Source organism: Plantactinospora sp. A48 (assembly GCF_055793945.1).
Genome location: NZ_JBTIXF010000005.1, coordinates 107,222 through 129,167 on the forward strand (window position 1 = coordinate 107,222; position 21,946 = coordinate 129,167).

Here is a 21,946-nt window from a genome sequence, read left to right on the forward strand (position 1 = left end):
CACGTCCGCTTGGCGTTCCGACGTCGCTGGCGAGGGTAGGGCTGGGTGGTTGCTTCGACGTTCCACGTGTGTTTCTGCCGTGTTACGACCACCGTTGACGATACGCCCGGCCCGGTGGTCGCGGGAAGACGTGGAGCTTTGCGGCGTTTCTCCCGGTATCATGTCGCCGCTCATTTCCCTGGGTGGCGTGTCCCTGGGTGGCGTGCCAGGACCTTGTCCCGCTGAGCCGGCCGGTCCGAGTCGCCGGCCGGGTCACGACTACGCTGACATGCCGTGACCGAACAGTACGACCGCGAACGGCCCGCCGGGTCCGCACCCGGCACCGGGCTCGCCGCCGGTGGGATCGATCCGGCCAGCCTCGGTCGGCGGTTCGGCGCCCTCCTCGTCGACTGGGTGCTCTGCCTCCTCGCCGGGGGCCTCATCGCCGATCCCGTCCACGCCGGCTGGCCGCCGGTGCTGGTCCTGATCCTTGAGTACGGCTTCTTCATCGGACTGTTCGCCCAGACCCCCGGCATGCTGCTGACCCGGATCAGGTGCGTGTCCTTCGTCGACGGCGGCCGGATCGGGGTGGCCCGGGCACTGCTGCGCGGCGTGCTGCTGGCCCTGGTCGTACCGGCCGTCCTGATGGATGACCAACGACGTGGCTGGCACGACCGGTTGGCCGGCTCGATCGTGATACCCGCACCGCCGCGCGGCCGCTGACCCCCGCGCAGCCGCTGACCCCCACGCAGCCGCTGACCCCCACGCAGCCGCTGACCCCCACGCGGCCCGGCCGCAAAACCGGTACCGCCCGAACGCGGAATCGGTCGACCATTGCGTCGTGACCGAATACCGCGCCGAGTTCGACGCCGACGTGACCTTCCTGAACGGTGGTGGCCTACAGGCCCAGGGTTTCCGGCTGGACCTGCCGGCCGCCGAGGTGCCCGAGGAACGGGTGGCCGCCCTGTTCGTCAAGCTGCTGAATCTGGTGATGGTCGACCGGATCCGGCTGAGCAACCTGCGGATCTTCGCCGAGCCGCACAAGACGCCGCGGCCGTCGCCGGCCGAGACGCCACAGCCGTCGCCGGCCGAGCCACCGCGGCCGTCGTCGGCCGAGCCGTCGGAGCGAAGCCCTGCCGGGTCGGGGCGGAGCGCACGGCGGCTGGTCGAGCTGAACCACCCGATCACCGCCGGCATGACCACCTATCCCGGCCTGCCGGGCCCCGAGATCACCCCACATCTGACCCGGGCGGAGTCCCGGCGGCGGTACGCCCCGGAGGTGGAGTTCTCGATCGACCGGATCAGCCTGATCGGTAACACCGGCACCTACCTGGACAGCCCGTACCACCGGTTCAGCGGCGGCGCGGACCTGGCGGACCTGGCCCTGACCGCCGTGGCGGACCTGCCGGTGACCGTCGCGCGGCTGGCCGACAGCGGTCGCCGGGGCATCGACCTGCCCGCCCTGGCGGCGCTCGACGTGGCCGGCCGGGCGGTGTTGCTGCACACCGGCTGGGACCGGCACTGGGGGACGGACGGCTACGGCGATCCCGCTCCGTTCCTGACCGAGGCGGGCGCGCGGTACCTGGTCGAGGCCGGGGCCAGCCTGGTCGGCATCGACAGCGTCAACATCGACGACACGGCCGACCCGCACCGACCGGCGCACACGATCCTGCTAGGCGCGGGGATCCCGGTGCTGGAGCACCTCACCGGACTGGCCGAGGTGCCGGTGACCGGTGCCCGGCTGCACGCCGCCCCACCCCGGGTACGCGAGTTCGGCACGTTTCCCGTGCGGGCGTACGTCGTACTCGATTGATCCGCCCGACCGCTCCGGGCCGGCCGGGCTCACCAGCCGGTCCGGAGCGGGTTCGCCGTTCGGGCCGGGTCAGCGGCCGCGCATCTGCCGGAACGCGCCCCGCGGCGGCCGCATGTTCTTCGGGATGGCGCCCTTGGGCATCTGCGGCCGGGCCGACAGCGCCTTGAGGCGCTTGTCCAGCGCGTTCACGTCCTTGCCGGTGAGATTGCGGGGCAGCCGCATGAGCGTGCTGCGCAGCTTGCGGACCGGCAGCTCGTTCTCGCCCGGTCCGATGAGGTAGTCGTACAGCGGGGCCGAGCCGATCACCTTGGCCAGCCGACGCTTCTCCTGGCCGAGCAGGCCGCGGACCCGCTGCGGGTTGCCCTCGGCCAGCAGGATCACGCCGGGCTTGCCGATCACCAGGTGGACCATGTCCATCTGGGTGGTCGCGCTGATGGCCGGGGTGACCCGCCAGTCGCCGCGGATGCTCTCCACGATCTGCGCCGCCGCGCCGGGCTGTCCCTCGGCCGCGTTCATCATCGCCGCGTTGGACCGCAGGTTGAGCACGATCAGCGCGGCGAGCAGCGTGATCAGGATGCCGACCGGCAGCCAGATCCAGCCCCAGATGAGCGCGGCGACCACGGTGACGGCCAGCGGGATGAGTACCGCCGCCGCCAGCAGCGGGATGAACCACCTGTCCTGTTTGGCGGTGAACGAGAAAACCATCCCGATCTGCTTCAGCCGCTGGCCGAACGACGCCTTCTCCTGGGGCTTTGCCATGGCAGGAAGTCTAGTGGTCGCCACTGATCCCTCGGATTCGCGTCCGGCAGGTCACGCCCGCCGGCCGGCACGGCTAAGGACCTTAGCCGGCTCCGGGGTCGTGGCCGGCCCGGGTAAGGAGGGTCGGGGCGTCCCGGATGAGGCCCGTTGCCAATGTGCCGGGGGTGACTGCCCGAGCAGAGTCAGTGTCATCAGGGAACGACAACGGCTCAGGAGGCCAGCGATGTTCGGTCCGACCCACGAGGAAGTCCTGCTCGACATGTACCACATGCGGTCCCGGGAGCTGCGCCGTCAGGCGGACGAGATCCGGCTCGCGCGTGCGGTGCCGCGTACCCGGCACGGTACGGGGAGGTCCTGGTTGCGTCGGGGTACGGCCGACCGGCACCTCGGGTGATCGCCGTACCCCCGGGGTCCGGGTCCGCACACCCGGTCCGGGGCACCTCCGGGGGGCGGCTGTCCGGTCCGGGCGCGGCACGGGGCGCGCCCGGACCGGCCCGATCGGCCACGGGCGCGCCTGCGGCGGCGGTCAGGGGCGCGCCCGGACCGGCCCGGTTCGGGACGTCCACCACCGGGTCGGGCAACCTGTCGGAGCGACGTGGCATCCTCGATGCCGTGACCACCCGGATGAGTAGCCGGACCTTCGTCGGCCGGGCAGCCGACCTCGACGCGCTGCGGGCCGCCCAGCAGCGCGCCCGGGGCGGTACGCCGGGCGCGGTGCTGGTCGGCGGCGAGGCGGGCGTGGGCAAGAGCCGCCTGGTCGAGGAGTTCGGTCGGCTCGTCGCAGACGACGGCGCCCAGATGTTCGTGGGGCAGTGCCTCGAGCTCGGTGAGGAGGGTCTGCCGTTCGCCCCCTTCGCGGCGGCGCTGCGCGAGGTGCTGCGCCGACACGGGCCGGGGGTGCTGGCCGGGCAGGAGGCGGAGTTCACCCGGCTGCTGCCGGAGCTCGGCCGTGGGCTGTCCGCCGGCATGCTGGCCGGGGCCGACCCCCCGCACGGGCACCGGGGTTACCTGTTCGAGGTGGTGGCGGAGCTGTTCGCCCGGCTCGCCGCCGACCAGCCGCTGGTGCTGGTCATCGAGGACCTGCACTGGGCCGACCGGTCCACCCGCGACCTCATCGGGTTCCTGGTCCGGGCCGCCCGGCCCGCCCCGGCGCTGCTGATCTGCACGTACCGCACCGACGAGCTGCACCGGGGTCACCCGTTGCGGCCGTTCCTGGCGGAGCTGGACCGGGTACGCGGCGTGGAGCGCCGCGAGCTCGGCCGGCTCGACCGGGACGGCACCGCCGCGATCCTCACCGATCTGCTCGGGGCTGAACCGCCGGGCCCCGCCGTGGACGCGGTACACGAACGGGCGCAGGGCAACCCCTTCTTCATCGAGGAGTTGACCGTGGCCGGCGACCCGGCCGGTTGCGCGACCCTGCCCGAGACCCTGCGGGACCTGCTGCTGGCCCGGGTCGAGCGGTTGCCCGATCCGGCCCAGCGGGTGCTGCGGATGGCCGCGGCCGGCGGCGGCCGGCTCAGTCACGACCTGCTCGCGACGGTGGCCGACCTGCCGGACGGGGAGCTGGAGGAGGCGTTACGCCCCGCCGTCGCGGCCCAACTCGTCGTCGCGGACCCCGACGGGGGGTACGAGTTCCGGCACGCCCTGGTGCGCGAGGCGGTCCACGACGAGCTGCTGCCCGGCGAGCATGCCCGGTTGCACGCCCGGTACGCCGCGGCGATCGAGGCCGATCCCCAGCTCGTCGCCGCCGGCCGGGCGGCGGCCGAGGTGGCCCATCACTGGCACGCGGCGCACGACCACCCGCGGGCGCTGGTGAGCGCGTTGACCGCCGCGAAGGCGGCGCGGGTCCGATGCGCGTACGCCGAGCAGAGCCGGCTGCTGGAGCGGGTGCTGGAGCTGTGGGAGCAGGTGCCCGACGCCGCTGACCTGCTCGGCACCGATCATCTGGCCCTGGTGGAGATGACCCTGGCCGCGACCTCGGCCGCCGGTGACCACGCCCGAGCCCTGACGCTCAGCCGGGCGGCGCTGGCCGAGGTCGACCCGGTGGCGCAGCCCGTCCGGGCGGCCCGGCTGTTCACCCGGCGCAGCCGGCTGTTGACCGTGCTCGGCAAGAGCGACGGGGTCGACGAGCTGCGCGAGGCGTACCGGCTGGTGGCGGGGACGCCGTCGGACGGCGACCCGCGCCGGGTCCGGCTGCTGGCCGAGATCGGCTCGTACCTGTCCAAACTCGACCCGACCGAGGGTGATCAGATCCTCGGCGAGGCGATGGCCACCGCGCAGGCGCTGGGCGACGTCACCGCGCTGATCCACGCCCACCTGGCCCGGGGTCGGTTGCGGGGCCGGGACGCCGGTGCGGACACCCGGCTGACCGACCTGCGCCGGGCCGAGGAACTGGCCCGGTCGAACGACAACCCGACGGGCCTGGTGCACGCGCTCGTCAACATCTCGGACGCGCTGTTCGAGCAGGGCCGGTACGCCGAGTCGGTAGCCGTGGCGGCCGAGGGTGACGCGGTGGCCAGGCGGGTCGGGATCAGCCGCTCGACCGGTGCGTTCCTGCTCAGCAACCGGGCCGAGGCGCTGCTGGCGCTCGGCGACTGGGACGCGGCGGATGCCGCCTGCGCCGAAGCGGCCCGCCTGGACCCGGCGGCCACGCTCGGGCTGCACTGGCTGGAGCTTCGGGCCCGGTTGCGACTGGCCCGGGGCCAGGAGGGCGCGACCGAACTGACCCGGCGGGCACTCGCCTTCCTCGGCCGCCCGTACCTGCACCCCCAACAGCGCCTGCCGCTACTGGAACTGCGCATGATGGCGGCGTTGGCCGCCGGGGACCTGACCGACGCGGTCGGGAGCGCCGAGGCCGCCCTCGCCGACCCCGCCGTCACCACCTTTCCCCGGTACGCCTGGCCGGTGCTGGCCGCCAGCGCCGAGGTGGCCACCCGACTCGATGCCGACCCAGGTGCGTCCGGGTTCGCCGGTGGCTCGGGCGTGGCCGGGTTCGCCGGTGGCTCGGGTGCGTCCGGGTTCGCCGGTGGCTCTGCTGCGGGTGGTTCGGGCGGGGCCCGGCTCGCCGACCGGATCACCCGGGCGGCAGCCGCGCTCCGGGCCGACTTTCCGGCCGAACGGGCCTACGCCGCCCAGCTGTCGGCGCTGCTCGCGGAGCCCTCGGTCGCCGTCGACGAGTGGCGGGTCGCGGTGGCGGCCTGGCGCCGGACCGGTCAGCCGTACCCGTTGGCCCGGGCCCTGCTCTGGCAGGCCGAGGCGGCGGCCGCCGCCGGCGACCGGGTGACCGTGGCGGCCTCGGTCGAGGAGGCGGCCGAGATCGCCCGGCGGCTCGCGGCGGCGCCGCTGACCGAGCGGATCGGTGTCCTGGCCCGCCGGGTCGGCCTGCGCTCGGCCACGCCGGCGGACGGCGGCGGCACGGACCCGCTGACCGCCCGCGAACACGAGGTGTTGCGACTGGTGGCCGAGGGACTGAGCAACAGCCAGATCGCCCAGCGGCTGTTCATCTCACCGAAAACGGCGAGCGTCCACGTGTCCCGGATCATCGCGAAGCTGGACGTCGCCAACCGGATCGAGGCGGCCGCGGTCGCGCACCGGTTGGGTCTGCTGGCCGTACCGGCGGCGAGCTGATCCGGCGGCGAACTGATCCGGCGGTGGGAAGGGGCGGCGCGCGGGCTCAGCCGGCGGCGGCGGTGGCGCGGGCCTCGACCGCCTGCCGGTAGAGCCGGCCGGCCCGGTACGACGAGCGCACCAGCGGCCCGCTCAGCACCCCCGCGAAACCGATCTCCTCGGCCTCGGCGCTCAGCTCGACGAACTCCTCGGGCTTGACCCACCGCTCCACGGGGTGGTGCCGCGGCGTCGGGCGGAGGTACTGCGTGATGGTGATCAACTCGCAGCCCGCCTCGTGAAGGTCGCGCAGCGCCTGCGACACCTCGTCGCGTTCCTCACCCATCCCGAGGATGAGGTTGGACTTGGTGACCAGGCCGGCGGCGCGGGCCTGCCGGATGACGTCCAGCGACCGTTCGTAGCGGAAGGCCGGCCGGATCCGCTTGAAGATCCGTGGCACGGTCTCCACGTTGTGTGCCAGCACCTCTGGTCGGGAGCCGAACACCTCGGCGAGCTGCTCGGGAACGGCGTTGAAGTCGGGGATCAGCAGCTCGACGCCGCACCCGGCCTGGAGCGCGTGGATCTGCCGGACCGTCTCGGCGTACAGCCAGGCACCACCGTCGGGCAGATCGTCCCGGGCGACGCCGGTGACCGTGGCGTAGCGCAGACCCATCGTGGCCACCGACTCGGCCACCCGGCGCGGCTCGTCGGCGTCGAACTCCGCCGGCTTGCCGGTGTCGATCTGGCAGAAGTCACAGCGGCGGGTGCACTGGTCACCCCCGATGAGGAAGGTGGCCTCCCGGTCCTCCCAACATTCGTAGATGTTGGGGCACCCGGCCTCCTGACAGACCGTGTGCAGGCCCTCACGAGCCACCAGGCCGCGCAGGTGGCTGTATTCCGGGCCCATCCTGGCCTTGACCTTGATCCATGGCGGTTTACGCTCGATCGGGGTCTCGGCGTTGCGCGCCTCGATCCGCAGCAGCCGGCGTCCTTCGGGAGCGATGGTCACGGGTTCGAGACTACGCCCGGACCAGCTGTCGTTGAACCGTGGGCGATCGGGCTCACGTCCTCCAATGCTGTGACACCCCTCACCGTCTACCGATTTTTCGGTGTCATAAGTAAGTGTCGTACGCGGGCCCGGATCGACTATGGTACGGCGCAAGGCGTCGACGGAGCCAAGTAGTGGGTCGATCCCGGAGTACAGAGAGCCACCGGTTGCTGGAAGGTGGTCTCCGGCCGGCCCGCGAAGACCCTCCCGAGCCGCGGGAAGAACGGTGTAAGGAAGGGCCCCTTCTTATCGTTTCCGGTATAGCAAGGGTCCCCGCTTAACCCTCAGTAGAGCCCGCCGCTGCCCCACGTCACGGGGCTGAATGAGGCCGCCGGCCGCACGGTCGCCCCCCGTCGGGGAGACCGGGTAGCCGGTGGTGAAGGTGTGGTGGCACCGCGAGGTTCCCGCTCGCCCACACCTCCCTGGGATCGCGTTGCGCAGTCCACGAGGAGGTAGCCGCCATGCAACGCATCCTGTCCGACCAACTGTCCCGGCACGCCGGTGAGCCCGTCCGGCTGGCCGGCTGGGTACACCGCCGCCGGCTGCTCAAGTCGGTGGCGTTCCTGATCCTGCGGGACGTCGCCGGAACCGCCCAGGTGGTGATCACCGACCCGGCCACCCGGGCCGCCGTCGAGGCGCTGCCCGAGGAGAGCGTCGTCGAGGTCACCGGCACGGCCGTGGCCAACCCGGCGGCTCCCGGCGGGGTCGAGCTGACCGACCCGCTGGTACGCCCGCTCGGCGCACCGGCCGTACCCCCGCCGTTCGACCTGTTCCGGCCCGAGCTGGCGGCGACCCTTCCCACCCAGCTCGACAACGCGCCGGTGGCGCTGCGTCACCCGCGCCGGTCGGCGGCCCTGCGCATCTCGGCGGCCGCGACCGCCGGCTTCCGCGCGACGCTGGACCGGGCCGGCTTCACCGAGATCCACACCCCGAAGATCGTCGGCTCGGCCACCGAGTCCGGGGCGAACGTGTTCGCCCTCGACTACTTCGGCCGGCCCGCGTACCTGGCCCAGTCGCCGCAGTTCTACAAGCAGCTCATGGTGGGGGTGTTCGAGCGCGTGTACGAGGTCGGTCCGGTGTTCCGGGCCGAGCCGCACGACACCGCCCGACACCTGGCCCAGTACACCTCGCTGGACGCGGAACTGGGATTCGTCACCGACCACCGGGACGTGATGGCCGTGCTGCGGAACACCGTGGCGGGGATGCTGGCCGAGGTGGCCGAGCGGGCCGGCCCGGCCTGCGCGACGCTCGGCGTCGAGCTGCCGGACGTACCCGTCGAGATCCCGGCCGTCCACTTCACCGAGGCGCTGAAGATCGCGGGCGCACCGGCGGAGGAACCGGACCTGGCGCCCGCGCACGAGCGGGCGGTGGCCGACTGGGCCCGCCGGGAACACGGCTCGGACTTCGTCTTCGTCACCGGGTACCCGATGGCGAAGCGGCCCTTCTACACCCATCCCGACCCGGCCCGACCGACCTGGTCGAACAGCTTCGACCTGCTGTTCCGGGGACTGGAGCTGGTGACCGGCGGGCAGCGGCTGCACCGGCACGCGGACTACCTCGCCGCGCTAGCCGCCCGGAACGAGCCGGCGGAGCCGTACGCGGAGTACCTGGCCGCGTTCGCCCACGGCATGCCGCCGCACGGCGGCTTCGCGATCGGGCTGGAACGGTTCGTGGCCCGGCTGACCGGCGCCGCCAACGTACGGGAGGTGACCGCCTTCCCGCGCGACCTGCACCGCCTCACGCCCTGAGAGGAAAGGAAGGGCCCCCTGTTATCGCTTTTTGTATAACAGGGGGCCCTTCCTAACAGGTGGGGCCCAGCGATCCTCGCGAACGGCCGAAGCCGTGCCGCCGTGCCGCGGCGCGAGCGGTCAGTTGTACGGGTTGTCGGCGTACGCACCGCCGCCGACGGAGCGGGCGCTGGAACCGTCGAAGTAGATGCCCTCGACGCCGACCCCGACGCCGCTCACGGTCGTGCCGTACGAGAACGTGCCGGCGATGACCCCGGAGGTGCCCCATCCGCCGCAGATCTGTGGCCGGCGCGTGCTGTCCTCGGCGTTGTAGACCCCGCTGACCGAGCCGTTGACGTTGAAACGCACGTTCGGGCTGGTGTAGCTGGACTGCCGGCAGACGACCAACGACAGGTAGTACTGCGTGTTGTTCGTGTCGAACTGGATCGTGCCGTACACCCGGCCCACCTGGACCAGGTACCCGTAGTTCGAGTAGGTGGTCAGCTGAACGTCGATGGTCTGCGCGGGGCCGAGTGAGGCGTGCGCCGGCGACGGCGCGATCACGAGCGCGGCCAGCGCCATCGCGAGCACGCCGATCACCCGGCGGCGGAGGGTACGGGCGAAGGTTGTCACGAAAGTTCCTCCTTCAAGGAGAAGTCCAAGATGGATCTCAGCTTGGCGACACGCACTGGACCTGCCCTGGTTTTCGACTGGATCGCCCGGCGGCCACGAACGATCGGCCCGGGCCCGCGACGAGCCGGGTCGGGTCGGGTCGGCAAGGGGCCGCCAAGGGCGGCATCGGGTCGGCAAGGGCCGACAAGGGCGGCATCGGGTCGGCAAGGGCTCGCGACGGGCCGGGTCGGGGGGCAACGGGTCGGGTCGGGCCGTGCCCGGTCAGTCCTGAGCCGCCGGCCCGCTCGGCGGGCCCGCCAGGGCGGCGCGGACCCGCTCCGCGGCGGGCGGATCGAGTTCGGTGAGGATGACCAGCGCCGAGTGCCACGCCGCCCGCGCCCCGGCGGTGTCGCCCTGCGCCTGCCGGGCCTCGGCGAGATGGACCAGCACGATGCCCTCGAGATGCCTGTCGTTCCGCTCGCGGTAGAGATCGATGGCGCGCCGGAAACACGCCATCGCGCGGACATGATCGCCGAGCTTGTGATGGGCGTAGCCGAGGCTGTCCCAGATCGGCGCCGCGCCCGGACCGCCGCCGATCGCGGCCACGTCGGCCAGCGCCGCCCGGCAGTGCGCCAGCGCCTGGACGTGGTCGCCGAGCAGCGTGTGGTACCAGCCGACCGCGTTGCGTCCGCGGACCTGCCCGGCCCGATCACCCTCGGCGATGAAAAGGGCGAGGGCGGTACGGGCCCGGTCGAGCGCCATCGTGTGATCGCCCTGGCGCTCCCACACGAGTGCCAGGTTCAGGTTCGTCTCCGCCTGACCGGGGCGGTCCCCCGTGCGGTGGCACAACTCGAGCGCGCGGCGTAGCTGGGCACGGGCGTCGTCCAGCCGGTTCAGCCGGGTGTACGCCCGGGCGAGCATGCGGTACGCGGCGGCCTGTGCGAGGGGGCCGCCGGTCCGCCCGGTCGCCGCGATGGCGAGGTGCGAGACGTCGACCAGGTCGTCCCAGTACCCCTGCCGGTCGAGATGCGTCCACAGGGTCCAGGCGAGCTGCCAGCTCTCGGTGTCGCGTCCGGACCTCGCGGCGTCGCGGACGATGGCGAGCAGGACGGCGTGTTCGGCGGCGAACCACGCCATGGCGTGCGCGCTGTCGGTGATCGGTTCGGGAGTCACGCCCGGCGGCGGGTCGTCCAGCGCGATCGGATCGCGGTTCCGATTCATCACGCGGTCGGCCGCGTACCCGGTGTGCAGGCAGTGCGCGAGCAGCCGGCGGCTCGCGGCGCGGGCGTCGGTCGCCGGATCGGTACGCCCGGCCAGGTCGGCGGCGTACACCCGGACCAGGTCGTGCAGCGCGTAACGCCGGGGTACGGGCGTCAGCACGAGGCTGGCCGACGCGAGTTCCGTCAGCGCCGTACGCGCGTCCTGGGGGGCGCATCCCGCGAGGCTGGCCGCCGCCGCGACGGAGATGTCGGGGCCGGGATGCGTGCCGAGCAGCCGGAACAGCCGGGCCGGCAGGTCGCCGAGGGCGCGGTAGGACCAGGAGAACACCTCACGCAGGTCGGTGGCCGCGTCACCGGCGGACAGCGCGTCCAGCGGACTCCCGGTCGGACGCAGTTCCTCGGCGTACCCCTGGAGGGGTTGGCCGGCGTCGATGGCGGCCCGGGCGGCGACCACCGCCAGCGCAAGGGGCAACCCGGCGCACCGCTCGACGATCTCCGACACCGCGCCGGGTTCGCGGGCGGCGCGGGTGGCGCCGATCCGGCGTACCAGAAGGTCTGTGGCCTCCGCCGTGGTGAGCGGGCTGAGTGGGACCGGCCGCGCCCCCTCCCCGACGACCAGGCCGGCCAACTGGTTACGGCTGGTGACCACGGCCAGGCAGGCGGCGCGGCCCGGCAGCAACGGTCGGACCTGTGCCACGTCGGCGGCGTTGTCCAGCAGGACGAGGATCCGCCGGCCGGCCAACCAGCTCCGGTAGAGGGCGGCCCGCGCGTCCAGGTCGGTCGGGATCTGGGCGGCCGGGACGCCGAGCGCCTCCAGGAAGATCCGCAGGGCCTCCGCCGGTTCCACGGCGGCGCCCGTCGGGTGGAACCCACGAAGGTTCAGGTACAACTGGCCGTCCGGGAACCGGCTGGCCGCCCGGTACGCCCAGTGCACCGCCAGGCTGGTCTTGCCCACCCCGGCGGGCCCGGACAGGACGACCGCCCCGGGGGCGTCGGTGCCGGGCCCCGACCGGTCGTCCAGCGCGTCGAGGACCGTGTCCAGCAGGGCCAACTCTGCCGTCCGGCCCGCGAACACCGGCAGGTCGACGATCAGCTGCGCCGGTGGTACGCGCTCGGACGCGGGCGGCGCGGCAGCCGGCCCGCCGTGGGTGGCCACCTCTCCGGCGACGGGCGGGGCGTCGCGCAACAGGTCCGTATGGGCGCTCGTCAGCTCCGGCCCGGGGTCGACGCCGAGATCGTCGACGAGCCGGCGGCGCACGGCGTGGTAGATCGCGAACGCCTCGTTGCGGCGCCCAAGCGCGCGGTACGCGAGGATCAACCGCGCCTGTACGGCCTCGTCAAGCGGGTGGACCGCCGCTTCCTCCTCCAACCCGCCGATGATCTCGGCCGCCCGCCCCGCGTTGATCATCAGATCCGCGTACCAGCCGAGTGCGGAGCGCCGCTCCTCGGCCAGCGCGACCAGCTTGGGATGCCCGGCGAGAGCCGGCACGTCGGCCAGCACCGGGCCCTGCCACCGGGACAACGCCCGCTCCAGCCGCGTGGCCGCGCCGCTGAGGTCGCCCTCCCGACGCAGCTTCGCGGCGGCCGTCACGTCGCCGCGGAACTCCAGCACGTCCACCCCGCACAGGGGTACGTGCAGGGCGTAGCCCTCGCCGACGCGGCGCAGAACGGTCGCGGTCGTGCCGGCGGTCCGCTCCGGTTCGAGCAGCCGACGCAGGTGTTTCACGTGGGTGTGCAGGATGTTGACCGCGCTCGGCGGGGGCTGCCGCCCGTGCCACACGCCCGCCACGAGATCGGCCCGCGGCACCGGCTGGCCACCGGCCAGCGCGAGCAGGCCGAGCACCGCGCGCCGGGCCGCCGGGCCGGGATCGACCGGGTGGTCGTCCCGCCACGCGCGTACCTCGCCGAGGACCTGCACCCGCAACAACCGAGCCACCGCCGCCGTGAGTGGCGCGGGCGCCGCCACCTCGGCGGGCCCGTCGCTTCAGGCTAATTCTTCGCTGTGCTGGACGGGAACGGCACCGTCACAACGGGTCACACCTCGGGACCAACGGCCCGCCGGGGCGCCGCCTGGGCCGACGCGGGCCGGCCAGCGGCTTCGACCCCCGCCCTAGCCCAGCAGCGTGGGCAGGTGCCGCTCCACCACCGGAAGCGCCTCGGCCACGGTGACCGGTCGGCCCAGCTCGGCGCTCAGCGACGTCACGCCGGCGTCGCGGATGCCACACGGCACGATCCGGTCGTACCAGCTCAGATCGCAGTCGCAGTTGAGCGCGAAGCCGTGCTGGGTGACCAGGCGGGCCACCCGCAGGCCGATCGCGGCGATCTTGCGGTCCGGCCCGCGGTCGTCCGCCGGCACCCACACCCCGCTCCGGTTGTCGCCCTGCACCCGGGTGGTCGCCACCCCGAACTCGGCGCAGACGTCGATGAGCATCTGCTCGACCCGCCGGACGAAGGCCACCACGTCGACCCGGAACCCGGCGTCGACCTGGGGCAGCTTGACGATCGGGTAACCCACCAGCTGACCCGGACCGTGCCAGGTGATCTTGCCGCCCCGGTCGACGTCGATGACCGGGGTGCCGTCCGTCGGCCGGTCCCAGGGCTCAGTGCGCTTGCCGGCGGTGTAGACGCTCGGGTGCTCCAGCAGCAGCACCGTGTCCGGCGTCTCGCCCGCGACGACCGCCGCGTGCACACGGCGCTGCTCGTCCCAGGCGGCGGTGTAATCGACCACGCCCATGCGCACCGGGAAGAGCCCGGAAATCGTGCCGGTCACCAGCTCAGGGTAGTCCCACCGGTGACCTCACCGCCGGTGACACCCATCACCGCCGCGTGATGCTCAGGTCCGGGGGACCCGCCACAGCCAGACGTCGTCCACCCGTTGCGGTGGGCCGAACAACTCGGTCGCGGCCCGCAGCAGCGCGTCGTGCCGGACCGGCCACTTGGCCCCGTGGATCTCGTCGGCCAGCACCACCACGTCCACCCGCCAGTACCGCAGGTCCTCCCGGGCCGCCGCCTGCTCGGCCGGGCCGATCGGGGGCACCTCACCGGTCTCGGCGACCTCGTTGAGCAGCGCGTCCGTGGGCCGGGGGACCGGGCCGATCCGACCCCGCCCGGCCGGGCCACCGGGACCGAGGAAGAAGCCGGACGGGATGGCGAACTCGCCCTGCCGGTGGGTCAGCGCGTACGCCTGCCAGCGCTGCCCGTCCGGAGTCACGTCCAGGGTGAACGGCAGCGGCGCCAGCACCCCGCCGGTCGGGACGTACCGCTGCCAGGTCCCGGCCGTGATGAACCGCGGCACGGGCTCCCGGTCGATGGTCAGCAGGGGGATCGGGAGGAGCGGCACCAGGGCCAGCGCGAAGCCGGCGACCCAGCTCACCCGCCGTCGGCGGCCGGCGGGTGGATCGAGCGCCAGGCTGTCCACGGTGTACGCGAGGAGCAGCGCGACGATCGGCGTCACCACCAGGGCCAGCCGGGAGGGCAGCGCCGCGTTCATCACCGGCAGGTGCCCGAGCAGCGCGAACGGCAGCGGGACGGCCGTGTGCGTACCAAGGATCTTGGCCTTCGGACCCCAGGAGAGCACGACGAAGACGCCCGCGGTGACCAGCAGCGCCCACAGGGTGGCCCGGGGGGGGGGTCCGGCCCGCCGCCAGAGCAGGATCGCGCAGGCCACGGCGAGAACCAGCAGAGGTACGCCGAAGAACGAGTTCTCCTCGGTCGGGTTGGGCGCCAGCGAGGTGCCCAGGCCGGCCAGCCCGGCCAGCGAGCGCTGCGGGAAGGCGACGTACGCCGCGATGTCCTCGGCATGGATGATCGGGTTGAAACCGGTCCCGTGGAACCGCTGCGGTCCGAGGAAGTGCAGCCACAGTGGGTACGCCAGCAGGACCAGCGTGACGGCGCCGGCCACCGCGAGACCACGTACGAAACTGGGCAGCGCGGCCCGGGCGGCGGCCCGGTTGGTGGGGTGTCCCGCCCAGGCGGCCAGGAACACCGCGCAGGCCAGCGCGATGAAGAACAGTCCCTCGGCGGCGATCGAGAACGCCACGGCCACGGCCACCCCGAGCGCGATGCCGCGCCGCCGCCGCCACCGGCCCGGTCCGGCCAGCCGCAGCACCTGCCAGATGATCAGCGGGGCCAGCCAGCCGGCGGTCCAGTTCAGGTGGGCGTTCGCGTGCGACACCATGCCGGGGGAGAAGCCGATGAACAGCCCGCCGAGCAGCGCGGCCGGGGCGGTCCGGACGAGGTGCCGGGACAGCAGCCAGTACCAGGCCAGCGCGGTGGCCGCGAGGTTCGCGGTGAGGATGACCAGGAAGGTCAGCGGCACCCCGAGCAGGTACGTGAGCGGCGCGAACAGCACCGCGTACACGGTGATCGAGGTGTTGACCGCCAGGTTGGCGCCGTCCGGCACGTTGATCAGGTGGGTGAACAGCGGGTTCTCGCCGTGGCTCACGGTGTGCGCCCCGAACGCCAGCAACCACTCGAACAGCGACTGGTCGCTGGAGTTCACCGCGACGGCCCGCCGGTTGGGATCGGTCCACAAGCCGCTGGTCACCCAGAACGCCAACGCCAGGCTGGCCGCCACGGCCAACAGGTCGACGCGGCGGCGCGGCGGCCCGGCGCCGACCGGCGGGCCGACCGGGTCGGCCGGGTCGGCCGGGTCGGGCGACGGCCCGGTGAGCAGTGGCGGGGATAGCGGCACGCCGCAGATTACCAACCCGACCCGGCCGACCACCTAAGCGGCGGCGGCAGACCAGCCACCTCAAGCCGCCACCGGTGAGGCAGACCGACCACCTAAGCGGCGGCAGACCAGCCACCTCAAGCCGGCGCCGGTGAGGCAGACCGACCACCTCAAGCCGGCACCGGGGAGGGAGAGCGGTGAGATCTTGGAATGCCGCTACCCCGCGCGGGGTAGCAGGGTTCCAAGATCTGCGCGTGCGCGTGCGCGTGCGCGTGCGCGTGCGCGTGCGCGGGCGGTGGGCGGTGGGCGGTGGGCGGTGGGGGGTCAGGTGGGGGTGGGCTGGGTGTGTAGGGCGGCGGGTAGGGCGGAACGTAGATCCGGGTGGGCGTAGCGGAATCCGGACCGGTCCAGGACCCCGGGCAGCACCCGCTGGCTGCGCAGGGCCTCTCCGGCGAACTCGCCGAGCAGCGCCCGCAGCCCGAGGCCGGGCACCATCAGCAGGGCCGGCCGGTGCAGCGCGGCGGCCAGTTCCCGGGTGAACTCGGCGTTCGTCACCGGCGCGGGGCCGACCACGTTCACCGGGCCGGCCAGGTCCGCACGGTCCAGCAGGAACGCCACGGCGGACAACCAGTCCGGCAGCGAGATCCACGGCATCCACTGCCGCCCGCCGCCCAGTCGCCCGCCGACGCCCAGCCGGAACGGCAGCAGTTGCGGTTTCAACAGACCGCCCGAGGCGTCCAGCGGGAGACCGGTACGCAGCCGGATCACCCGTACCCCGGCATCCTCGGCCGGCCGGGTCGCGGCCTCCCACACCCGGCAGACGTCGGCCAGGAACCCGTCGCCCGGCGGGTGTTCCTCGGTCACGGGGGCGTCGCCGGTGTCGCCGTACCAGCCGACGGCAGAGGAGTTGAGCAGGGCCCGCGGCCGGTCCGCCGGGGGCAGCCCGGCGATCGTCGTGGCGATCGTGGTGGTGCTGTCGACCCGGCTGGACCGGATCACGTTCTTGTACCCGTCGGTCCACCGCTTGTCGCCCACGCCCGCCCCGGCCAGGTTGATCACCGCGTCGGCGCCGGCCAGCGTGGCCGGGTCCAGGTATCCGGCCGACGGGTCCCACCGGGCCTCGTCGGCGTGGTGCGGCGGCCGACGTACCAGCCGGGTGAGCCGGTGCCCGTCCGCGCCGAGCCGGTCGGCCAGGGAACGTCCCAGGAACCCGGACGCGCCGGCGAGAATGATGCGCATGTCCCCATCTTCGCCGATGGTCCGGGATCCGGCCGGGCAGCCGGCCAATCGGTCGGGCTGACCGCAACTCCGCCGTACGTTAAAAAGGGCCCCTTGCTATACAAGAAGCGATAACAGGGGGCCCTTCCTTTCACGCGCGCAACTCGGCGAGCAGTCGCTCGACCTCGGCGTAGGCGTCACCGGGCAGCGGGCCGACCGCGAGGGTGCCGCCGTTCTCCGTCGCCTGCGCCACCGTGCGGCAACCCGGGATCGGCACGGTGCGCGGGCTGCGGGCCAGCAGCCAGCCGAGCGCGCCCTGGGCGAGGGTACGGCCGTCGGCCGTGAGCGCGGCGCGGACCCGTTCCACCCGATCCGCCCATTCCGGCGTGGCCGCCCCGTCGGTGAACCAGCGCAGCCAGTCCGGCGCGGTGCCCCGGACGTCGTCCGTGGCCGGTCGGCTCCCGCCCCGGCCGTACTTTCCGGTGAGCAGGCCCATGGCCAGCGGGCCGCGATTCAGGCTGGCCAGGTCCAACTCCTCGCAGACCGCGAGCATCGGGGCGTTGTCCGCCAGCACCGACTGGTCGTGCTGGATCGCCGCGCAGTGCTTACCGGCGGTGGCGAAGGCACGCGCCGACTCGACCGAGTCGGTGCTCCAGCCGTACGCCCGGATCTTGCCCTGGGCGACCAGATCCTCCAGCGTGCCGACCAGATCGACCGCCTGGGGCGCCGGCAGTTCGTTGATGTGCAGCTGGTAGAGGTCGACATGGTCGGTGTCCAGCCGGCGCAGCGACTCGTCGAGGCTGGCGACCGCGTACGCCGGGCTGCCGTCGTTGCCGGTCCACTCCCGGGTCGCCTCGTCGGAGCGGTTGCCGAACTTGGTGGCGATGACAGCCTGGTCGCGGCGGCCGGCGAGCGCCCGGCCGAGGACCCGTTCGCCGTGCCCGGCGCCGTAGTTGCTGGCCGTGTCGAACAGGGTTATGCCGACGTCGAGCGCGCGGTGGATGGTGCGGATCGACTCGGCGTCGTCGACCTCGCCCCAGCCGAACGGTTGACCGCCCGACCACAGCGGACCACCGATGGCCCAGCAACCCATGCCGATCGCGCTCACCTCGATGCCGCTGCGTCCCAGTCTCCGTGTCGTCGTCATCAGCCCACTGTTCAACCTGGAGCGCGCTCCAGGTCAAGTACGATGGGACCATGAGCGGATACTCGCCGTCCGAGGCCGCCCGCCGGAGTGGTTTCAGCCTCGACACCCTGCGCTATTACGAGAAGATCGGGCTGCTCAGCGGCGTCGGCCGGACCACCGGCGGTCGTCGGATCTTCACCGATGACGACCTGGGTTGGCTCGACCTGTTTCGATGCCTGCGGGACACGGGCATGCCGATCGCGCAGATGTGCCGGTACGCGGCACTGGCCCGGGAGGGCGACCACACCGCGGCCGAGCGCCGGAAGCTGCTGGAGGAGCACGCCGACACGGTCGCCGGCCAGATGCGGCTGCTCCAGCGGCAGTACGACCACCTGCGCCAGAAGATCCGCTACTACGAGGAGATCGCGGGCTGATCCCCGGCCTTGTCGCCCGGGACGGCGACATCGGTCTGCCGTGCGGGACCTGGAGCGGGCACGGGCGGGCCGGGATGTCCGTGGTGGCCACGGCTCCGGCAGTCGTCCAGCGGCGGTGCTCAGGGGCACTCTTCGTACGTGGTGACGTGGTACGAGGTCTGCAGGCCCCAACCGTAGGTGCCCTGCTCGCCGGGGCAGTCGTTCCAGGTGCGGCTGCCCACCAACTGGGTGTAGGTCGCGTCGCTGTAGTAGTCGACGAACGAGATGTAGTGCGTGAGCGTGGGTTTCGCCTGAGCGGGTGTGACCGCTGCGGTCAGCACGAGACCGGTCGCCATGCTCAGCACGGCAGCGGCCCGGCGCCACCCGGTCGACAGCCGGTGTTCCATGTGACCTCCCGGAGCGAGCGAAGATTACCGATTGTCGATGCCTGGTGTGCTCTTCGTCAATGGCCGGCCGGGTCGGCGGCGGCGGGCCAGCGGCAGCCGGCAGCCGGCTGTCGGCTTCAGGTAGGTGGGCCGGGCGCCGGTCATCGCGCGGGGGAGTCGCGCAGCCAGGCGTCCTCGGCGGCGTAGTCGAACCAGCGGCCGGGGAGCCCCTCGTCGACCCCGGGCGGGGACCAGCCAGGATCGCGGGTCGCCGAGCGGAGCAGCCAGTCGACCTCGTCGGCGACCGTCGTGGCGAAGTCGCCGACCGGGCGGTAGCCCAGCGCCCGTGCCGCGCTCGTGTCCAGGGCGACCGGCGGCACCCGGTGCCACGGGTGCCGGCCGAGTGCCGGCGGCGCCTCGTCGTCGAGCAGGACCTCCCGCCAGGCGTACCCGGTGCGGGCCCCGACCGCCCGGGAGATCGCCAGGCCGTCCGGGGCGTCGGGGTCGGCGGCGTTGAGGACCCGCCGTCCCGGCTGTTCGGCGGCCACCTGGACCAGGGCCGCGATGTTGACGGCCGCCGACGGATGGTCCGCGCCGGTGCCGCGGGCGGCCAGCGGCAGCGCCGGTCGGCGGTCCACCGCCCGCTTGACGAAGTACCAGGTCCGCGCCGGTGCAGCGCCCTCGCCATGCACCTTGGACGGGCGGAGCACGGTCACCGGCAGGCCGCTGTCCAGCAGGACCCGCTCGGCGGCCACCTTGTTCGGGCCGTACCCCTCGGGCGAGTCGTACGGCATGTCGCCCGGTGCCATCGTGGGCTGTTGCTCGGTCACCGGGGCGGTGAACCGGGGTGGGGACGTGGAGTTGCTGTGGTTTCCGGCGTCGTCGACGTACACGGCCTTGCTGGAGATCATCACCGTGGAGCCGGCGTTGCGGGCCGGCGGCACCAGCAGCCGAGCCTGGGCGGCGGTGAAGCAGACACAGTCCAGGAGCAGGTCACAGCCATCGCCCACGACTGTCGCCAGGCCAGCGGCGTCGTCCCGGTCCACCGGGTGGAACGGGACCCCGGCGCCGGCGAGGTCGGCCGGCATCCGGGTGCGGTCCCGGCCGGTGACGGTGACCTGCCATCCGGCCGCGACCAACCGACGGGCCACGGCCCGGCCGATCAGCCCGGTCCCACCGATGATCACCGCCGAAACCACGCCCGGGACACTATCAAAACCGGTAGCCATGTTCAGCTCTTGGATTTCCGCTGCCCCCAGAAGGGCAGCAGAAATCCAAGATCCGAACAGGCAGGCCAGCCGAGCCGCGCGGGCGGGTCCTAGCGGACGGGTCGGGTCGGGTGCGACGAATGGGGGCGCCCCGACCGAGACTGGTCGGGGCGCCCCCGTTCGTGCTGGTGCGGATGGCTCAGGCCAGGCCCAGCTCCGCCTCGAAGTTGCCGGCCTCCAGGCGTTCCTTCACGGCCACCAGGAATCGGGCGGCGTCCGCGCCGTCGATCAGCCGGTGATCGTACGAGAGGGCCAGATAGACCATCGAGCGGACCGCGACGACCTCACCCAGATCGGGATCGTTGACCACGACCGGGCGCTTGACGACGGCACCCGTGCCGAGCATCGCCGACTGCGGCGACGGCACGATCGGGGTGTCGAACAGCGCGCCCCGGCTGCCCGTGTTGGTCAGCGTGAAGGTCGCCCCGGCGATCTCGTCCGGGCTGATCTTGTTGGTCCGGGTCCGCTCGGCCAGGTCGGCGATCCGCTTGGCGACGCCGCCGAGGTTGAGGTCACCGGCGTCGTGGATGACCGGCACCATCAGGCCGCGCTCGGTGTCCACGGCGATGCCCAGGTGCTCCGAGCCCGGGTAGGTGATCGTGCCGGCGTCGAGGTCCATGCTGGCGTTGACCACCGGGTACGTCTGGAGCGCCTCCACCGCCGCCACCGCGAAGAACGGCAGGAACGACAGCTTCACCCCGTGCCGCTGCTGGAAGGCGTCCTTGGCCTGCGTCCGCAGCCGGGCGATCTTGGTGACGTCCACCTCGATCACCGTGGTCAGCTGCGCCATCTCGTGCAGCGACTGCTGCATCCGCTTGGCGATGGTGGCCCGGATCCGCGGCAGCTTCTCCGTGCTGCCGCGCTTCGGGCTCGGCTGCGGCTTCGCGGCCGGCTTGGCGGGCGCGGTACCGGCCGGGGTGGCCGTCGCCGGGGCGGCAGCCGGCGCCGCCGCGGCGGCCTTGGCCTGCTCCGCCGCCGCCAGCACGTCCTGCTTGCGGATCCGGCCACCGACCCCGGTGCCGTTGAGCTTGGAAAGGTCCACCCCGTGCTCGCCCGCGAGCTTGCGGACCAGCGGGGTGACGTATCCGGCTGCCTCCGCGCCGTTCGGGGCGGGCGTCGGACGCTCGGCGCCCGCGCTCGGTGCCGCGGGCTGGGCCGCCTGCTCGGTCCGGGCCGGCTGCGCGGCGGTTTCGGTCTGCGGGGCCGGCTCCGAGTACGACACCCCCGGCGTCGGCTCGCTGACCTGCTCGGTACGGGCCGCCGGCCGTGCCGACTCCTGCTTCGGAGCCTCCTTCGGAGCCTCCTGCTTCGGAGCCTCCTGCTTCGGCGCGACGGACGGCGGCTCGGTGCCCCGCTCCGGGGTCGGCTGCTCGGTCGACGGGGCGGCGGCCGGCGCGGTGCCGGCCGCCCCGATCACGGCCAGCTCGGTGCCGACCGCGACCGTCTCGTCCTCGTTCACCTTGATCTCGACCAGCACACCCGCGGCGGGGGCCGGGATCTCCGTGTCGACCTTGTCGGTGGAGACCTCCAGCAGCGGCTCGTCGGCCTCTACCGTGTCGCCCACCTGCTTGAGCCACCGGGTGACGGTGCCCTCGGTGACGCTCTCGCCGAGCGCCGGCAGGGTCACGGAGGTCTGCTCGCCGCCCGCGTCGCCACCGCTCGGCCCGGCCGGGGCCGACTGCTGACCACCCTGCGGTGCCGACTCCCGCACCTGCGGGGTCGCCTCGGCCCGCGGCTCCGGCTCGGTCTCCTCGGCGGCGGGCTGCTGCGCCGGCTCCTCGGCGGCCGGCTGTTCCGCCGTGCCGCCGGAGTCGCCAGCGGACTCGCCCTCACCGGCGATGACGGCCAGCTCGCTGCCCACCTCGGCGGTCTCGTCCTCGCTCACCACGATCCGGCTGAGCACCCCGGCTGCCGGGGAGGGGATCTCCGTGTCGACCTTGTCGGTCGAGACCTCGAGCAGCGGCTCGTCGACCTCGACCCGGTCGCCCTCCTGCTTGAGCCAGCGCGTGACGGTGCCCTCCGTCACGCTCTCACCCAGCCGGGGCATGGTGACCGATACCGGCATCTCTCCAGACTCCTTCGTCGCGTGGTGCGATCCTGGC

General features: G+C 73.2%; 17 protein-coding genes. 6 read left to right on the top strand and 11 right to left on the bottom strand.

Annotated elements, in window-relative coordinates; genetic code table 11:
* Nucleotides 1-342: 342 nt before the first annotated feature.
* Entirely contained in the window at nt 343-702 is a 360-nt protein-coding gene (locus ACXN5W_RS04820; protein ID WP_473156962.1) for an RDD family protein, read from the top strand.
* A gap of 118 nt (nt 703-820) precedes the next feature.
* Nucleotides 821-1,792: a cyclase family protein gene (locus ACXN5W_RS04825; protein ID WP_473156911.1), complete on the top strand. Its 972-nt coding sequence runs from the start codon at nt 821-823 to the stop codon at nt 1,790-1,792.
* 69 nt (nt 1,793-1,861) lie between these two features.
* On the opposite strand, the gene ACXN5W_RS04830 is transcribed toward ACXN5W_RS04825, so the two are convergent.
* Nucleotides 1,862-2,551 (bottom strand): DUF4191 domain-containing protein, encoded by a 690-nt coding sequence (locus ACXN5W_RS04830; RefSeq protein ID WP_473156912.1) that lies wholly within the window; start codon nt 2,549-2,551, stop codon nt 1,862-1,864.
* A 223-nt stretch (nt 2,552-2,774) separates the two neighbouring features.
* Between ACXN5W_RS04830 and ACXN5W_RS04835 the strand changes: the two genes are divergently transcribed.
* Nucleotides 2,775-2,945, top strand: coding sequence for a hypothetical protein (locus ACXN5W_RS04835; RefSeq protein ID WP_473156913.1), 171 nt, complete (start codon nt 2,775-2,777; stop codon nt 2,943-2,945).
* Nucleotides 2,946-3,151: 206 nt separating this feature from the next.
* On the top strand, nt 3,152-6,178 hold the full coding sequence (locus ACXN5W_RS04840; RefSeq protein ID WP_473156963.1) for a helix-turn-helix transcriptional regulator: 3,027 nt from the start codon (nt 3,152-3,154) through the stop codon (nt 6,176-6,178).
* A 46-nt stretch (nt 6,179-6,224) separates the two neighbouring features.
* On the opposite strand, the gene lipA is transcribed toward ACXN5W_RS04840, so the two are convergent.
* Nucleotides 6,225-7,163 (bottom strand): lipoyl synthase, encoded by a 939-nt coding sequence (gene lipA / locus ACXN5W_RS04845; protein WP_473156914.1) that lies wholly within the window; start codon nt 7,161-7,163, stop codon nt 6,225-6,227.
* Between the two features lie 500 nt (nt 7,164-7,663).
* Between lipA and aspS the strand changes: the two genes are divergently transcribed.
* Nucleotides 7,664-8,950: an aspartate--tRNA(Asn) ligase gene (aspS, locus tag ACXN5W_RS04850; protein ID WP_473156915.1), complete on the top strand. Its 1,287-nt coding sequence runs from the start codon at nt 7,664-7,666 to the stop codon at nt 8,948-8,950.
* 120 nt (nt 8,951-9,070) lie between these two features.
* Here the strand turns inward: aspS and ACXN5W_RS04855 are convergent, their stop codons facing one another.
* From ACXN5W_RS04855 to ACXN5W_RS04880, 6 genes are all read right to left on the bottom strand, one after another.
* Nucleotides 9,071-9,562, bottom strand: a complete 492-nt coding sequence (locus ACXN5W_RS04855) for a hypothetical protein (RefSeq protein ID WP_473156916.1) — start codon at nt 9,560-9,562, stop codon at nt 9,071-9,073.
* A gap of 261 nt (nt 9,563-9,823) precedes the next feature.
* Entirely contained in the window at nt 9,824-12,679 is a 2,856-nt protein-coding gene (locus tag ACXN5W_RS04860) for an AfsR/SARP family transcriptional regulator (RefSeq protein WP_473156964.1), read from the bottom strand.
* A 192-nt stretch (nt 12,680-12,871) separates the two neighbouring features.
* The gene (gene lipB, locus ACXN5W_RS04865) at nt 12,872-13,495 is read right to left on the bottom strand and encodes a lipoyl(octanoyl) transferase LipB (protein ID WP_473156965.1); all 624 of its coding nucleotides are present in this window, start codon (nt 13,493-13,495) and stop codon (nt 12,872-12,874) included.
* 99 nt (nt 13,496-13,594) lie between these two features.
* Nucleotides 13,595-15,454 carry a DUF6311 domain-containing protein gene (locus ACXN5W_RS04870; RefSeq protein ID WP_473156917.1) on the bottom strand — a complete coding sequence of 620 codons (1,860 nt, stop codon included), beginning with the start codon at nt 15,452-15,454 and terminating at the stop codon, nt 13,595-13,597.
* A 303-nt stretch (nt 15,455-15,757) separates the two neighbouring features.
* Complete coding sequence (locus ACXN5W_RS04875) at nt 15,758-16,672, bottom strand: TIGR01777 family oxidoreductase (protein WP_473156918.1); 915 nt, start codon at nt 16,670-16,672, stop codon at nt 15,758-15,760.
* Nucleotides 16,673-16,802: 130 nt separating this feature from the next.
* Nucleotides 16,803-17,798 (bottom strand): aldo/keto reductase, encoded by a 996-nt coding sequence (locus tag ACXN5W_RS04880; RefSeq protein WP_473156919.1) that lies wholly within the window; start codon nt 17,796-17,798, stop codon nt 16,803-16,805.
* A gap of 50 nt (nt 17,799-17,848) precedes the next feature.
* Between ACXN5W_RS04880 and ACXN5W_RS04885 the strand changes: the two genes are divergently transcribed.
* Nucleotides 17,849-18,211, top strand: a complete 363-nt coding sequence (locus ACXN5W_RS04885; RefSeq protein ID WP_473156920.1) for a MerR family transcriptional regulator — start codon at nt 17,849-17,851, stop codon at nt 18,209-18,211.
* Between the two features lie 119 nt (nt 18,212-18,330).
* On the opposite strand, the gene ACXN5W_RS04890 is transcribed toward ACXN5W_RS04885, so the two are convergent.
* The 3 genes from ACXN5W_RS04890 to sucB all read right to left on the bottom strand — a co-directional run bounded on the left by ACXN5W_RS04890 (nt 18,331) and on the right by sucB (nt 21,909).
* Nucleotides 18,331-18,597: a DUF6289 family protein gene (locus ACXN5W_RS04890; protein WP_473156921.1), complete on the bottom strand. Its 267-nt coding sequence runs from the start codon at nt 18,595-18,597 to the stop codon at nt 18,331-18,333.
* A gap of 140 nt (nt 18,598-18,737) precedes the next feature.
* Nucleotides 18,738-19,775 (bottom strand): NAD-dependent epimerase/dehydratase family protein, encoded by a 1,038-nt coding sequence (locus tag ACXN5W_RS04895; RefSeq protein ID WP_473156922.1) that lies wholly within the window; start codon nt 19,773-19,775, stop codon nt 18,738-18,740.
* 208 nt (nt 19,776-19,983) lie between these two features.
* A complete protein-coding gene (gene sucB, locus ACXN5W_RS04900; protein ID WP_473156923.1) occupies nt 19,984-21,909 on the bottom strand; it encodes a 2-oxoglutarate dehydrogenase, E2 component, dihydrolipoamide succinyltransferase in 1,926 nt (641 codons plus the stop codon).
* Nucleotides 21,910-21,946: the final 37 nt, after the last annotated feature.

Coding starts and splice junctions, on each gene's coding strand:
- ACXN5W_RS04830 (WP_473156912.1), bottom strand. CDS start 2,551: ATGGCAAAGCCCCAGGAGAAGGCGTCGTTCGGCCAGCGGCTGAAGCAG.
- ACXN5W_RS04835 (WP_473156913.1), top strand. CDS start 2,775: ATGTTCGGTCCGACCCACGAGGAAGTCCTGCTCGACATGTACCACATG.
- aspS (WP_473156915.1), top strand. CDS start 7,664: ATGCAACGCATCCTGTCCGACCAACTGTCCCGGCACGCCGGTGAGCCC.
- lipB (WP_473156965.1), bottom strand. CDS start 13,495: ATGGGCGTGGTCGATTACACCGCCGCCTGGGACGAGCAGCGCCGTGTG.
- ACXN5W_RS04875 (WP_473156918.1), bottom strand. CDS start 16,672: ATGCGCATCATTCTCGCCGGCGCGTCCGGGTTCCTGGGACGTTCCCTG.
- ACXN5W_RS04880 (WP_473156919.1), bottom strand. CDS start 17,798: ATGACGACGACACGGAGACTGGGACGCAGCGGCATCGAGGTGAGCGCG.
- ACXN5W_RS04885 (WP_473156920.1), top strand. CDS start 17,849: ATGAGCGGATACTCGCCGTCCGAGGCCGCCCGCCGGAGTGGTTTCAGC.
- ACXN5W_RS04890 (WP_473156921.1), bottom strand. CDS start 18,597: ATGGAACACCGGCTGTCGACCGGGTGGCGCCGGGCCGCTGCCGTGCTG.
- sucB (WP_473156923.1), bottom strand. CDS start 21,909: ATGCCGGTATCGGTCACCATGCCCCGGCTGGGTGAGAGCGTGACGGAG.